Below are 15,011 nucleotides of genomic sequence, written 5' to 3'. Positions count from 1 at the left end.
GATATATAGAAAAAGGAATCTGAAGACTAATCTCAGGTTCTTTTTTCATTTTTAATTATTTTCTTGACTTTGAGAATTTAAAAATAATAACTGTAACAATAAGAAATGTAAACCAAGTAAGTGTAATGTTACACGAAGATAAACTGCTAAATAAAACAGTCCCAATAGGAAGTGATAGGGTGAATAGAAAGGATAAGAAGTTACTTGTCTGAGCCAAAGACTCAGTAGGAATATTACTTAATAATAAAGAACTAATTTTAGGGTTGACTTTACCCACCAGATAGCTTGCAAATCCTAGTAGCAGAATACCGAAAATTAAAGGCAGATGAATCAGATTTGAAAGACCAACGAAAAAGAAGATTAGCGCATTAATCTTTAGCAACTCTCTAATTGATTTTTGAGAAAAATAATCGTGTGGTGTTAAGCTTCCTATCAAAATACCACCAACTAAGATAAACTCAATAAGGAGTAGTGCTTGACTGTAAGAAAAATGACTAATATTTGCAGTTAGTAGCCAAATATTATAAATGGCATTAACTGAGCCGCTGAGCATATTTAAAAAAAGAATTGACAAAATTAGGCGACTAAAATCGAGTGCACTAGTCTCATTAAAAATTAGCATCACGTTGTGATATAAAGATGAAAAATGTTTTTTTAGTGACTGTTTTTCGTCTTTAGGTAAGACATCATAATTTGTATTATCTTTGATGAGTAATACAACAAGCGCTGACAGTGAAAACGATAACGCATTGATAAGTGCAACAAGTGAAAAATTATGCTGAGAAATCTTTAGCAACCAAATACCTAAAGCTTGTCCAGAAAAACTGCAGATATAAGTGATGAATTGCGTAAAAGAATAGGCCTCGGTTAAATCCTCTTGGAAAACATATTTTTGAATGACAGGCATTCGTAGGCCATTTGAAAAATCACTTAACACATCACTAAAAATGTTAAAAAGACAGATAAAAGAGAAAGCCAGCAAACTAGGCTCAGTGATTATGAATGCTAAGAGTGTAAAAATAATTGATTGAACAAAACCAGTGATGACAATCCATTTCCTTTTAGCTTGGATTTGATCAGCTTTTACGCCAACCCAAATGGTAAAAAGTGTCGGAACAACCATGGTTACATTGGCGATACTAACCATAATTTTCGAATGAAAAACGGTAGCAGCATAGATAACAAAAACAATATTATATAAGGAGGATCCAATAGTATTTAGAAAACGAGAAATGGTTAGAAGGCTATAAATTTTATTTTTAAAAAATAATATCATCATTTTGTCTCCTTAATTGATTTTGAAACATTATAATATGTTTTTCTTTTAAGAAGGCAAAATGTTGAATATATTCAAAATGATAGTACAAAAAAACAGCTCAAGGAGCTGTTTTTCTGTGAAACTATATAAACGAATTGAGTCACTATCACTATTTATGAATTTTAGTTAAAAATAACATTTTTATCGTCATAGGAAGTTTGAATATATTCAAAAGCTCCTAATTGTCATTGCTTTTAATGGCGTTTTGCATGCCAGAAGTGTAATAGTCAGCAGCTGAATGACAATCTAAAATCTTTAAAACTTGAATCGCATCTTTCATTTGTTTCATACCAGATTGCTTCTGACCTTGTTTGTAGTTAAATAATCCCTTTGCCCACAAGTAAATTATTCGATAGTAGGCTTCACTTTCTTGATAAAAGTGTTTTTGAATTTGTTTGTCGAAGTAGTTAGCATTGATAAAATCATTTTCATCGATACAAAGAAGAAAACCATTAAGTAGCATTGTATGAATGATTTTTCGATTTTCTTTGATTTCTCCTAAAAAGTCTGTTTTTCGGAGACATTCTCTAGCATACATAGTAAACAACTTAGGAGATAATAAGGTTGAGCAGGTAGAAAATAAAGTTAGCTCATAATTACCCCATATTTCGGTATCAAAAAGGTAGTTGTAAAGAAATGTTTCTTCCTCAGATGTTAGTTCAACGCTATCATTAAAGGCTTTTAAATGAGCTTTAACAATTAGTGCATAAATCATATCTGTTTCCTTATTTTGATGGCTTTTAAGCTCATTCTCATACAATTGTTGTAAGCCAGCACAGTCAAGTTTTTCTTCAAGAGAATAAATCTTTTCTTGTAATTCTACTAGGTCGTTTTTTAAAAATCCTCTGGTCAGGTAAAGGAATTCATTGATTTCAATGTGAGTATTTTCAAGTGCAATAAATAATTTTTGAGCAGAGATATCATTTTTTCCACTTTCAAATTTAGAAAGCATTGAAGGAGAGAATTGCTCGCCAGAAGCTTTAGCAAGTGAAATATGTCTCGCTTCTCTTAATTGTTTGAAAGTTTGTCCCAAATATTTCATATTTTACTCCTGTTATTGAAGTTCTTTTGTACAAATTATACCTTTTTTCTGACAATTCACAAGAAAAAGCAGGAATCATCGATAGATTGTGTGTGTTGTGCTAAAAAAATTTCCTGAAAGCACTTGCAGTATAAAAAAGATTGTGGTAAAGTATCTGTGTAATTAAATATGACATTTGGGGTGCGTAAAAGCTGAGATTATACCCATTGAACCTGATGCAGTTAGAACTGACGAAGGGAAATGTGTAAGTTACAACGTTTTTTGTTGTACGTTAAAATCGATATTTGATAGTTCTTTTGTTCATTCAAGAGAGCTGTTTCGCAGTATTATAAATTAAACTCCATTTGAATTTTTTCAGATGGCGTTTTTTATTTTCTGTGAGCTTTGTGTGCTTTTTGGTGTCGAGAAAGGATTTTTTATGACGAGTAATCGTGTACACCGTTTATCTGCTTTAGCTATTATGATAGCTTTGGATTATTTACTAACACCGATTTTTAGAATCGAAGGAATGGTATTTATGTCAAGCGTTATGAATGTTATAGCAGGAACTTTTATGACACCGCTATATGCAGTAGCGATGGCTTTTATTGTTGCTATTATGCGGATTTTAACGCAGCCAGGTGTTGCAAGTGTTGCACCTTTAGCTATCATTGGTTCAGTGCCTGGGGCGTTTTTGGCTTCACATTTTTATCGGTTGACCAGAAAAGTTAGTATGTCTTGGTTTGGCGAATTTCTAGGAACAGGTTTGATTGGATCATTTATTTCAGCACCAGTTATGGTCTGGTTTTGGACTTACTCAGCAAATGGTGATAGTGAATTGTTAGCAAAAGCCTCACAAGCGCAATCATTATTTTTATTTACACCGAGATTTGTTTTGGCAACGTTAATCGGAGGTGCAATTGCTATGCTTGTTCTTCGAGGTTTGAGGTATTCAACATCTTTTATGAATTTAGCAAGATTATACGAAGTAGAAGAAATCGAAAGAGAGAGGTAAAAGATGACAAAAGCAAAAATGTTTGATGGTTATGCAGATGCTTATGATCAGTGGTTTATGACAAATAGTAATGTGTTTGCCAGTGAATTAAAGTTGTTACATCGTGCTTTGCATAATATTGAAAAAGAAAAAATTTTATCTATCGGTTGTGGTAGTGGTCTTTTTGAAAGTGCTTTACATAGACAATATGGAATTCAAGTAAAATATGGCATTGAGCCATCAAGTGATATGGCAACAATTGCCAGAAAACGTGGAATGACAGTTAAAATTGGTGATGCAGAAACTGCTACATTAGCAAAAGAATCTTATGATGTGATTTATTTAAATGGTTGTTCAAGTTATATCAAAGATTTATCGTCAGCTTATCAGAATTGTCATCAAGCTTTGAAAAAGGGAGGACATTTGATTTTATTGGATGTTCCAGTTGAAAGTGCTTATGGTATCTTGTATAAATTTGCTGCGCATGTAGGCGAATATAACAAAGAAATTTTTCGAGAGATTGCCCCAACTTTTCCTTACCCAATCGAGCTTGTTCGCTCTGCTATTTTCCATTCACCTCTTGAAAAAGAAGCGATTCTTCGAGACGAACTTGGCATGACAAATATTCGATATTTTCAAACCCTTACGGCTCAACCGATTTATACTAATGATTTTGTTGAAGAGCCGATTGATGGGTATGACAAAGGAGGTTATGTTGCTCTTGTCGCCCAAAAATAAAAATATTATTTTTCTAGATTTGGATGGCGTAATTTTTGATTCGTACGGCTTATGGGACGATGTGGTTAAAGAGCTTTTGGCTATGGCAAATGTTGATTATACTGATGAGATAAAAAAACATCTTTGGCGATTAAATATGCCAGAAGCGGAGTTGTATCTTGCAGAATTCTTCACATCACAAAATCTCGTCTTTCAAGAAAACTTATTAAAGAGTCTTCTGGTGGATGCTTATCGACAAGTGAGCCTAATGCCTAAGGCTTATGAGATGTTATCTGACTTACACCACCAAGGATTTTTGATTTACGCCGTAACATCAAATTATCAAGATTTAGCTCAGATTGGTTTAAAATCTTCAGGAGTATTGAAATACTTTTTTAAAATCATTTCCTGTATTGAAATAGGATTTCCCGATAAAACTGAGGATTTTTATCATTGTCTTTTGGAGAAAGAGAATTTACAAGACAAAAAAATATATTACTTAGAAGACAGTCTTAGAAATCTCAAAGAGGCTAAAAAATGTGATATAAATGGTGTATTTTTATCAAATCAAGATAATCCCCAAGATAGTTTTGAACATGATTTTAAAACCATTCAAACCTTAGATGAATTTATAGAGATAGTAAAGGAAAAGTAAATGATTAATGAAATGAAAGAACGAAGCCTTGTCTTCATTGATAAGATTTCTAAAGATGATTTTATTCAAGATATGGTAAATGGGACACTGTCTGAAAAGGCGATTTGTCATTATCTAAAAGCAGATGCAATCTATTTAGAAAAATTTGCTGATATTTATGCTCTTTTGTTTGCAAAAATTCCTGATAAAGCAAGTAAGAATTTTTTCTTAGGACAAATTGATTTTATTTTTAACCATGAAGTTGGTGCTCATCATATTTTGGCTAAAGCTGCTGGTAAAGAGTATCATGATATCATTGCAGATAAGGCATGGTATCCAAGTTCAGATCATTATATTAAGCATATGTATTATCAGCTTAATCAAGATAATCCAGCTTATATTTTAGCAGCCATGCTTCCGTGTCCATGGATTTATCAGCAAGTGGCTCAAAAAGTATTGGAAAGCGGAAAAGTTTCAGATGAGAATCCTTTTAAAGCTTGGTTTGATTTCTATGCTAAAGACGAAGCAACTGCTTGTTTGCCAACTTATTTTGAGCTATTAAGAACATATAGTAGCCAACTACCAAAAGATAAGGAAAAGGAAATCATTCGAGTCTTTTTGGAAAGTTGTCAGCATGAACGTCAATTTTTCCAAATGGCATATGATCAAGAAGAATGGCCAGAGGAGGTAAGAAATGTCTAAATTAAACGTAGCATTAACAATTGCAGGTACAGATCCGAGCGGTGGCGCAGGAATTATGGCGGATTTGAAGAGTTTTCAGGCGCGTGGTGCTTACGGAATGGCAGTAGTAACAAGCGTTGTAGCTCAAAATACACAAGGCGTTCAAGATATTTGTAATCTTGACCAAAAAATTCTAGATGAACAGTTAAAGAGTGTCTTTTCAGATATCACACCAGATGCAATCAAGACAGGAATGTTAGCTGAAGTTGAGACAATTGAGAGAGTAAGTCAGTATTTGAATACTATTTCTTGCCCATACGTATTAGACCCTGTTATGGTAGCAACCAGTGGCGACCGTTTGATTAGTACAGAAGCAGTTGAAGCTCTAAAAGAAAAGTTGCTGCCAATTGCCACTATAATTACACCAAATTTGCCAGAAACAGAAGTTCTTTTTGGAAAAGAATTGAAAGACGAGGCTGCAATTCTCGAAGCGGGAAAAGTCATTCAATCAAAATACGGTGTTAAAAACGTCGTCATCAAAGGTGGACACTTAGAAAAAGAAGCTAAAGATTTTTTATTCTTAGAAGATGGAGAAGTTGTCATGTTTTCATCGGAACGTATTCATACCAAGCATACTCATGGGACAGGGTGCACTTACGCAGCAGTCATTACAGCAGAGCTTGCTAAAGGCAAAAGTGTTCAAGAAGCGGTTGGGACGGCTAAACATTTTATTACTGAAGCAATAAAAACTGCACCGGAACTCGGTCATGGAAATGGTCCAGTCAACCATGTCAGCTACAAAGGAGACTAAATGAGCTATTTAGATGAATTGAGAAAACAAAATCCGCTAACGATTTGTATCACAAATGATGTTGTGAAGAATTTTACAGCTAATGGGTTGCTTGCACTGGATGCTTCGCCAGCAATGAGTGAGTATCAAAAGGATTTAGAAGACTTTTTGCCAAGTGCCAGCGGGTTACTTATCAATATCGGAACATTAAGTGATAAAACTTGGCAGCTGTATAAGGATGCCTTAGATATTGCCGAAAAAAATGGCGTCCCAACGGTACTTGACCCTGTTGCTGCAGGTGTTGGACCATATCGAAAACGAGTTGCAAATGATTTAATTGAAAATCACAAACTTTCATTAATTCGTGGTAACGCGGGTGAAATTGCTGCGCTTATTGGAGAAGATGTAGCAAGTAAAGGTGTTGATTCGGCTGACGTTGCGAACATTGGACAGCTTGCCTTAAAAGCACATAAACAGCTAAAACTACCAATTGTTATCACAGGAAAAACAGACGCTATCGCTGTAAATGGTCATGTAAAACTTTTGCATAATGGCAGTAGTCTCATGCCTTTAGTGACTGGAACTGGTTGTTTACTTGGTGCTGTATTAGCGGCGTTTATTGGTGTAGCTAGTGATGATTTACTTTCCTGCCTAGAAGAAGCGATGTCTGTTTATAACATAGCTGGAGAAATAGCCGAAAGAAATTCTGGTATTGGGCTACCAGGAAGTTTTCAAGTAGCTTTCATAGATGCACTCCATCAAATTTCGAATGATGACGTTGAAAGAATGAAAAAGGTTGAGGATTATTGTGAATAAAGAAGAATTAAGAGTCTATTTTATTTGTGGCACACCGAATTGTCCAAAAGGAATGTTTTTTAAGACTTTAGAGGCAGCGTTAAAATCGGGTGTGACTTGTTTTCAGCTTCGTGAAAAAGTAGATGGAGCTTTAATTGGAAAAGAAAAACTGGATTTGGCTCTCAAAGTTAAGGAGCTTTGTCATAAATACCACGTTCCTTTTATCATCAATGATGATGTTGATTTAGCTTTACAAGTTGATGCAGATGGCGTTCACATTGGGCAGGATGACATGCCAGTCACTGAAGCCCGCAAACTATTTTCAAACAAAATTATAGGTCTATCGGTTGGAAACGTGAGGGAATACCAACTATCCGAGATAGACTTGGTTGATTATATTGGGGTAGGTCCGATTTTCCCGACTCCATCTAAGTCAGATGCTGGGGAAGTGATTGGGTTAAAAGGCTTAAGAGAAATTCGTGAATTGGATAAAGTAATTCCAATTGTAGCCATCGGTGGGATTACAATTGGAGATGTTCCAGACATTTGCGAATCGGGTGCTGATGGTGTTGCAGTTATTTCAGCTTTGGCGAAATCAACTCAGGTTGAATTGGATACTCAACGGTTTGCAGAAGCCTTTCATTAAGGGTATAGTTTGAAACTATATCTAGTCTTTTTTAATAAGTATTAGTCAAGTTTTTTAAAAAAGTGTAAAATTGTACGTACATTCAGAAAATTTAATGATTGGAGTACATGCCATGACACGAAAATATAATTTTGAAACGTTACAATTACACGCAGGTCAAGAAGTCGATCCAACAACAAAATCTCGTGCAGTTCCAATTTATCAGACAACCTCATATGTTTTTGATGATGCCCAAGAAGGTGAAGATTTATTTGGATTGAAGAAGCCAGGTAATATTTACTCTCGTATTGGCAATCCGACAGTAGCTGTTTTTGAAGAACGTATTGCAGCTCTTGAAAACGGTGTTGGTGCTGTAGCGACAGCTTCTGGTATGGCAGCAATTACATACGCTGTGCTTGGGTTAGCTCATGCAGGCGATCACGTTGTGGCTGCGACAACACTTTATGGCGGTACTTTCAATTTACTTAAAGAAACCTTGCCACGCTATGGAGTTACAACAACATTTGTTGATGTTTCAAATTTGGATGAACTTGAAAATGCAATTCAAGAGAATACTAAGTTAGTTTTGATTGAAACCCTTGGTAATCCAGTTATTAATATCCCTGATATCGAAAAAATTGCTGATATTGCACACGCTCATAAAATTCCATTAGTCACAGATAATACGTTTGGAACGCCTTATCTCATTAATGTTTTCTCACATGGCGTTGATATTTCAGTTCATTCTGCAACTAAGTTTATTGGTGGGCACGGAACAACGATTGCAGGTGTGGTAGTTGATTCTGGAAACTTTGACTGGGAAGCTTCCGGCAAATTCCCGCAATTTGTTGATGAAGATCCATCATATCACAACATTAGCTATACACGTGATGTTGGTGCAGCAGCGTTCATCACAGCACTTCGTGTTCAATTGCTACGCGATACTGGTGCGGCTCTATCACCATTTAGCGCATTTCTATTGTTACAGGGTCTTGAAACATTGTCTCTTCGTATTGGTCGTCACCTTGAAAATACGAAAAAAATTGTCGAATTTTTGGATAATCATCCTAAAGTCGAAAAGGTTAACTACCCAAGTTTGCCATCAAGTCCTTACTATGAGTTAGCTCAAAAATATTTCCCTAAAGGTGCTGGCTCAATCTTTACTTTCCATATCAAAGGTGGTCAAGAAGAAGCCCACAAATTTATCGATAATCTTGAAATCTTTTCTGATTTGGCAAATGTCGCTGATGCTAAATCACTTGTCGTGCACCCAGCAACAACAACACACCAACAATTGTCTGAAGAAGATTTGCAAGCTTGTGGAGTCACACGTAATCAAATTCGTGTTTCAGTTGGTCTAGAAAACGCAGATGATTTGATTGAAGACTTACGATTAGCTTTGGATAAGATTTAAGGTGAAAAGAAAAGTGTCCTAGTAGTAGGGCACTTTTTAGTTACTTATTTTCTTTATATGGTATTTACAACTTTCCCAATCATTGTTAGGAAATTCTACATAAATACCAGAAAAGGCTAGTTCGCTACCAGAAATAACTAAATCGAGTTCAGAAATGTAGTAGTCAGAGTCTACATCTAAATAAGGGATTTTTAGTATCTCGTATTTTCGTGTGACTTTATTGAGATTTCTGAAGATGTATACAATTGACTCGAATTGAGTTGTAAACATCCAACTACAGATATTTGAATCAAATGGTGAAATAATTCTGTAGAAATTACTATTTTGAATGGTATCTCTTTCAGATTTGTATTCTTTGATATGATTTGAGATATATTTTTCTTCATCGTTGTTTAAATTGAGAATATCTAATTCATATCCCATATTTGTTGAGGAAGCAAGATTCATTCTTGATTTTAAAGGAGTAGATCGCATGGTTTGATGATTAGGAATTGCAGAGACATGACCTGTTAGTTGATATGGATGGAAAAGGTAGCTTGCTCCGTATTGAATAAATTGTCTATTTAATCCATCTGTGTTATCACTTGCCCATGTTTGTGGAAAATAGTATAACATGCCGTAATCAAGTCTCCCTCCTCCACTAGAGCAGTTTTCAAATAAAACCTCTGGAAAAGTTTTTATTAAATGATTCATAATACGATAAAGTCCAAGCATATAAAGATGTGAAAATGCTTTTGAATGTTGACTATTTTTTAATTGGCTCTCACTCTCGACAATATGACGATTCATATCCCATTTGATGTAATCGATTGAATAGGTATTAATGAAGTTAGTTAGAGTCGAGATAATATAATTTTGAACTTCTTTTTGTGTAAGATCTAGAACCCATTGTGAGCGACTAAAAAAGCAATCGTATTTTGGTGATTTCACAACCCAATTAGGGTGTTTTTTATAGAGCTCACTATTTGGAGAAATCATCTCTGGTTCAAACCAGATTCCAAATTTTAAGTTTTTTTGGTGTGCTTCTTTGATGATGTTAAAAAGGTTATTTGGAAATTTTGCTTTATCAACTTTCCAGTCGCCTAACGAGGATTTAGAAGATGTTCTTCCTTTAAACCAGCCGTCATCAAGAACAACAGCCTCAAACCCCAATTCTGATGCTCTATTGATAATTCCTAGCATCAATTTTTCATTGACATCATAATATGTCATTTCCCAACTGTTAATCAAAATAGGAGAAGATTTTTTTCGAAAAACAGGATTAATCAGGTGATCTTTGGTAAATTTATGAAAATTTTGTGCGAGACCATTTAGGCCGTTCGGGCTGTAGCTAAGAACTGCTTGGGGCGTTTGAAAGGATTGATTTGGTTGAAGAATCCAAGAAAATTGATCAGGGTTTAGTCCAATTTGAAGTCTTAGTTGATCGTACTGGTCTCTTTCAATTAGTTCAGTATGATTTCCGCTGTATATTAGAGTCATTCCATGAACATCTCCAAAAAATTCTGTAGCGTTTGCCGAAATTGCTAAATATGGTGGATATTGTGGGCCACTTGCTCCGCGTGATGTCCCAATTTTAAATTGTCCATGAGAAATTTTTTGACATTGAATTTGAAATTCATCTTGGTGTGAGCCAAAAAAACTATGACACAATTGATTTTGATAAGGTAAATCAAAAGAAGCACTAACCAAATGATTTAGAGTAAATGCCGCATTTCCAATATTAAATATTTTACTAGAGCGCACAATAACATCAGTGTGTTCAAAGATTGTATAAAAAAGTTGAACTTTTATTTTAGCAATATTATCAATCAAATTTATAATTAAAGTTTTTGCTGAATCGGTGTCATTTTTTCGAGCATGTGGTAGCTCATTGAGAATGATGGCATCATTAATAATTTCATAACTATCATAGTTAAGACGAATGATGTCACTACCATCAGATAGAGTAACTTTTATTGCTGGATTTTTATAATCACCCTGATAATCTATTGGAAATTCTTGAGGTAGAAATTCTAAAGAGAAATCAGGATTATTTGTGTCTGAAAAGGCAGCAAAAGTCCTTTTAGACATCTTTGCTTTATTGAGTTTATTGTAGGAATTTAGAGCATGTCCCCAATAGCAATGTTTCAAATAATTATTATTAACAATTTCAATAATATAGCTCATGTTGTCGTTCTTTAGGTGAAAAATATGATTATCTAAATCTACATGAATATTAATTGTCATTATTTTTTTCCTTTCTATATTCTCTTGGCGAAAGATTAGTTGATTTTTTAAAAAATTTTGAAAAAGCTAAAGCATCAGAAAAGCCCACTGAACTTGCTATAATATTTATGGGATCGTTTGTTTGGAGTAGCAATTCTTTAGATTTTGTAAGTTTCAAGTTGATAAGGTATTGTTTTGGAGTGATGCCTTGTTCTAATTTAAATATACTTGAGAAATAACCAGGGTGAATACCGACAAATTCTGCGATTTCTCGCATTTGAATTGGTTCATGATAGTGTAAATTCATATAATGTATAGCTAAAGTTGAAATCGATTGACTTGTTGAATAATCAAGTATGCCGATTTCTTCAATCAGTTTTCCTATTAGAGTGTATAACAGACCATTGATTTTAAAAAAAGATCCAAGAGATGTTTTCGAAACTTTTAATATATCATCAATGATGTTTTCATAAATTTGTGCGTTTTGACAATTAAAGACAAACTGATTTTTAACTGCAGCTTGATAAATAAAGTTCGATTTAATACCTAAAAAGCCTATCCAAGAATATTTCCAAGGATCAGTGCTGTCAGCTTTATAATGAAAACTATAACCAGATGGTATAATAAAAAGTTGATTAGCAGAAATAGCATACTCTTTTCCTTCAATGAAAAGAATTCCTTTTCCTTCTTTTACAAAATGAATGACATGATAATCTCTATTTCGTAAACCAAAGTAGTGATTGGGTTCACAGTACTCAATTCCACTACTATATAGGATTAAATCAGATATGCTTTTGTTGCTAAATTCGGTGAAGCGATCTGTATATTGATTAAGATAATGTTTCATGTTATCAGTATACAACAGCTTTTTTTAAAAAGGTATGTTATCTTAATATTTTCCATATATTACTTAAATTATCCTATGTTAAAGGACGGTGAAAGCGTTTAATATATTGGTTGTAAATATTAATTGCAACTAAGGAGGAACATTGGAAAATATTTATTTAAACAAGCTTCATTTAGAACCACCAAAGGGTTTGCTAAATGATCCAAATGGCTTATCATATTTTAGAGGAAAATACTATGTCTTTCACCAGTGGAATCGATTTGGCTTAAACCATTCATATAAAGAGTGGGGCTTATTTACCTCGACTGATTTATTAGAATGGAAACATGAAGGTTCGGCACTTTTACCAGATACTATTGAAGATAAAGACGGTATTTATTCTGGTTCGGCAATGGTGTGTAAAGATCATCTCTATCTTTTTTATACTGGTAATACCAAGAATAATGGGATTAGAAAATCTTTTCAAAAAGTTGCCATTAGTAAAGATGGTATGCGTTTTTTAAAAAATCCAGGTTTTACAACACCAAGCGGTTTGTCTGAGCATCATAGAGACCCTAAGGTTTTTAGGTATCAAGATTTATGGTGGATGATCGTCGGGAGTCAAATGACTTCTAAAAAAGGTGTAATTGCACTTTATCAATCAAAAAATTTGATGGATTGGACCTATGAAGGATTATTTTTTGCGGATGAACGCTTGGATCAGATGTGTGAGTGTCCTGATTTGTTAGATTTTCAGTCAAAGCAAGTATTAATTTGTTCACCTCAGAAAAGAGATGTTGTTACTGATTCAGCAATTTCTAGTTATTCAGCCTATATTTTGGGTTTTGTGGAGGAAAAGAAGTTTGAACGTATTTCAGATTTCATGCTACTTGATTACGGATTTGATTTTTATGCTCCACAAACGTTTAAAGATCCAAAAGGTCGCTATATAATGTTAGCCTGGATGAGTCGAATGACAGATGAGGAAGAAGAAAGATGTCCGACTAAACGTTTTGGCTATTTACATTGCTTGACAATGCCTCGTGAACTCATTCTAAAAGATGATCAATTAATCCAAAGGCCATTAGTAGAAATTTTAAATACTCAGGAGCTACTTAAAATCGATTCAAATTCAAAATTTTCAATGATGCAGAATAGCGAAATTCTATCAATTGAAATTAATTTTGAAGAAGATGTAACTTATTTAAGTGTCATTTTAGCAGATGAAGTTGAATTGCTTGTTGATACAAGTCATTTAACATTAAAGCGTAAAAGCTGGGTTGATGATTCTGTTCAGGAAAAAGGTTTTGAATTAACATCTTTAAAAAAACTAGAAATCTTTTTAGATATGTCAGCCATCGAAATTTTTATTAATGATGGTCAAAAAGTTATGTCATTGAGATATTTCCCAAAAACTATTAGTAAAAAACACATCATCAATTGTCAGAGCAAACATTTAACGAAAGTTTCAACTTTAAATATTGGAGGTAAAAATGGAAAATAAGGAAATTGCAAAAGAAATTTTAGAGCAAGTTGGAGGAGCTCACAATGTTGAATCCGTTCAACATTGTGCAACAAGACTTCGAATCATAACCAAAGATCAGTCATTAGTTAATGTAAAAGCTGTTGAAAATATTGACAAAGTTAAAGGGAGCTTTTACAATTCAGGTCAATATCAGATTATTTTAGGAACAGGGCTTGTTGACAAAATTTACGATGAATTTTCAAGTTTAGTGGAAAGCTCTTTAATTGATACAAACACTGTTGAAAGCAAACAAAATCAAAATGGAAAATGGACGATTAAACGTGCCATTAGGATATTTGGTGATGTGTTTGTTCCCATAATTCCAATTTTGGTGGCAACAGGTTTATTTATGGGATTAAGAGGACTGCTGACACAAGAGGCTGTGCTTCATTTGTTTGGTTTAAAAACTTCAGATGTACCTAATAATCTTATCACTTTTACCAGCATTTTAACCGATACAGCTTTTGCTTTTTTGCCTGCATTGGTCGCTTGGTCAACGTTTAAAATTTTTGGCGGTACTCCCATTATTGGTATTGTTTTAGGTCTAATGTTGGTTAATCCTTCGTTACCAAATGCTTATTCTGTTGCTTCAGGTGATGCGCAACCTATTTTATTCTTTGGCTTTTTGAAAGTTGTAGGCTACCAAGGTTCTGTTCTTCCAGCCTTTTTCACAGCAATTGTGACTTCGAAACTTGAAAGATTTTTCAAAAAAATTATTTCTGATTCATTAGATTTAATTTTACGCCCATTTTTAACATTATTATGTGGCCTAATTTTAGGACTATTTATTATTGGACCGATTTTTCATGGGGTTGAAAACTATGTGCTTTACGCTGTTACTGCATTATTAACTTTACCATATGGTATTGGTGGTTTTCTTTACGGATGCTTTGGACAATTACTTGGTATTTTAGGTATACATCATATTTTAAATTTATTAGAAATTAATATGCTTGCTAAAGATGGATGGAATTTATTAAATCCTATCGGAACATGCGGGAATATGGCGCAAGCAGGTGCAGTATTAGCGGTTGCTATTAAAACAATTTCTTCAAAAATGAAACAGATTGCCTTTCCGTCAGCCTTGTCAGCAACTTTAGGTATTACAGAACCGGCTGTTTTTGGAGTAACGTTACGACTCGGAAAACCATTTATCATGTCAATGATTGGCGGAGGTGTTGGTGGATTTTTGGCATCATTATTACATCTGAAGGCGACTGGCATGGGATTAACAGGAATCCCGGGAGCACTGCTATATTTGAATGAACAATTACCACTTTACATTTTTGTCAATTGTGTAGCGTTTGGTGTTGCTTTTATCTTAACATGGCTATTCGGATATAAAAGAGAAGAAAGTATTTAATTTTTATTAATAAATATAACTCATAAATTCACTTGGAGAAAATCTAGGTGAGTTTTTTTAGTTGTTAAAATATTAGAAGTTGAGTGCAAAATATTCGTCTAAT

14 protein-coding genes and 1 riboswitch are annotated in these 15,011 nt (G+C 34.0%); of the genes, 10 read left to right on the top strand and 4 right to left on the bottom strand.

The genetic code is table 11. The features are described from left to right. Positions 1-55: 55 nt before the first annotated feature. Together ACN0NP_RS00280 and ACN0NP_RS00275 are read right to left on the bottom strand one after the other, a co-directional pair. Entirely contained in the window at positions 56-1,276 is a 1,221-nt protein-coding gene (locus tag ACN0NP_RS00280) for a transporter (RefSeq protein WP_423217686.1), read from the bottom strand. Between the two features lie 220 nt (positions 1,277-1,496). Next, a complete protein-coding gene (locus ACN0NP_RS00275; RefSeq protein ID WP_423217301.1) occupies positions 1,497-2,360 on the bottom strand; it encodes a helix-turn-helix domain-containing protein in 864 nt (287 codons plus the stop codon). Between the two features lie 166 nt (positions 2,361-2,526). Further along, positions 2,527-2,616, top strand: a riboswitch (TPP riboswitch). Between the two features lie 162 nt (positions 2,617-2,778). On the opposite strand from ACN0NP_RS00275, the gene thiW reads away from it, so the two are divergent. The 8 genes from thiW (at position 2,779) to ACN0NP_RS00235 (ending at position 8,989) form a co-directional block, all read left to right on the top strand. Next, positions 2,779-3,354: an energy coupling factor transporter S component ThiW gene (thiW, locus tag ACN0NP_RS00270; protein WP_423217300.1), complete on the top strand. Its 576-nt coding sequence runs from the start codon at positions 2,779-2,781 to the stop codon at positions 3,352-3,354. A gap of 3 nt (positions 3,355-3,357) precedes the next feature. Beyond that, positions 3,358-4,071 (top strand): class I SAM-dependent methyltransferase, encoded by a 714-nt coding sequence (locus ACN0NP_RS00265; RefSeq protein ID WP_423217299.1) that lies wholly within the window; start codon positions 3,358-3,360, stop codon positions 4,069-4,071. Then, positions 4,025-4,705, top strand: a complete 681-nt coding sequence (locus ACN0NP_RS00260) for an HAD family hydrolase (RefSeq protein ID WP_423217298.1) — start codon at positions 4,025-4,027, stop codon at positions 4,703-4,705. The genes ACN0NP_RS00265 and ACN0NP_RS00260 overlap by 47 nt, the downstream gene beginning before the upstream one ends. Beyond that, the gene (tenA, locus tag ACN0NP_RS00255) at positions 4,706-5,386 is read left to right on the top strand and encodes a thiaminase II (RefSeq protein WP_423217297.1); all 681 of its coding nucleotides are present in this window, start codon (positions 4,706-4,708) and stop codon (positions 5,384-5,386) included. It begins immediately after the preceding gene. Further along, positions 5,379-6,176: a bifunctional hydroxymethylpyrimidine kinase/phosphomethylpyrimidine kinase gene (thiD, locus tag ACN0NP_RS00250; protein ID WP_423217296.1), complete on the top strand. Its 798-nt coding sequence runs from the start codon at positions 5,379-5,381 to the stop codon at positions 6,174-6,176. The genes tenA and thiD overlap by 8 nt, the downstream gene beginning before the upstream one ends. Continuing rightward, the gene (gene thiM, locus ACN0NP_RS00245) at positions 6,177-6,971 is read left to right on the top strand and encodes a hydroxyethylthiazole kinase (RefSeq protein ID WP_423217295.1); all 795 of its coding nucleotides are present in this window, start codon (positions 6,177-6,179) and stop codon (positions 6,969-6,971) included. It begins immediately after the preceding gene. Continuing rightward, positions 6,964-7,596 (top strand): thiamine phosphate synthase, encoded by a 633-nt coding sequence (gene thiE, locus ACN0NP_RS00240; RefSeq protein ID WP_423217294.1) that lies wholly within the window; start codon positions 6,964-6,966, stop codon positions 7,594-7,596. Before thiM ends, thiE begins: the two co-directional genes overlap by 8 nt. A gap of 112 nt (positions 7,597-7,708) precedes the next feature. Continuing rightward, positions 7,709-8,989: an O-acetylhomoserine aminocarboxypropyltransferase/cysteine synthase family protein gene (locus ACN0NP_RS00235; RefSeq protein ID WP_423217293.1), complete on the top strand. Its 1,281-nt coding sequence runs from the start codon at positions 7,709-7,711 to the stop codon at positions 8,987-8,989. A 36-nt stretch (positions 8,990-9,025) separates the two neighbouring features. Here the strand turns inward: ACN0NP_RS00235 and ACN0NP_RS00230 are convergent, their stop codons facing one another. Both ACN0NP_RS00230 and ACN0NP_RS00225 read right to left on the bottom strand, forming a co-directional pair. Beyond that, entirely contained in the window at positions 9,026-11,215 is a 2,190-nt protein-coding gene (locus tag ACN0NP_RS00230; RefSeq protein ID WP_423217292.1) for an alpha-galactosidase, read from the bottom strand. Continuing rightward, complete coding sequence (locus ACN0NP_RS00225) at positions 11,205-12,041, bottom strand: AraC family transcriptional regulator (RefSeq protein WP_423213803.1); 837 nt, start codon at positions 12,039-12,041, stop codon at positions 11,205-11,207. The genes ACN0NP_RS00230 and ACN0NP_RS00225 overlap by 11 nt, the downstream gene beginning before the upstream one ends. A gap of 142 nt (positions 12,042-12,183) precedes the next feature. On the opposite strand from ACN0NP_RS00225, the gene ACN0NP_RS00220 reads away from it, so the two are divergent. Beyond that, positions 12,184-13,524 (top strand): glycoside hydrolase family 32 protein, encoded by a 1,341-nt coding sequence (locus ACN0NP_RS00220; protein WP_423217291.1) that lies wholly within the window; start codon positions 12,184-12,186, stop codon positions 13,522-13,524. Continuing rightward, complete coding sequence (locus ACN0NP_RS00215; protein ID WP_423217290.1) at positions 13,514-14,908, top strand: PTS transporter subunit EIIC; 1,395 nt, start codon at positions 13,514-13,516, stop codon at positions 14,906-14,908. Before ACN0NP_RS00220 ends, ACN0NP_RS00215 begins: the two co-directional genes overlap by 11 nt. Positions 14,909-15,011 lie beyond the last annotated feature (103 nt).

It is taken from the genome of Streptococcus equinus, assembly GCF_049393805.1.
GTDB classification, from domain to species: domain Bacteria; phylum Bacillota; class Bacilli; order Lactobacillales; family Streptococcaceae; genus Streptococcus; species Streptococcus equinus.
Note: the sequence above shows the minus strand (reverse complement) of the source record. Positions and strands in the feature narration are given on the sequence as shown.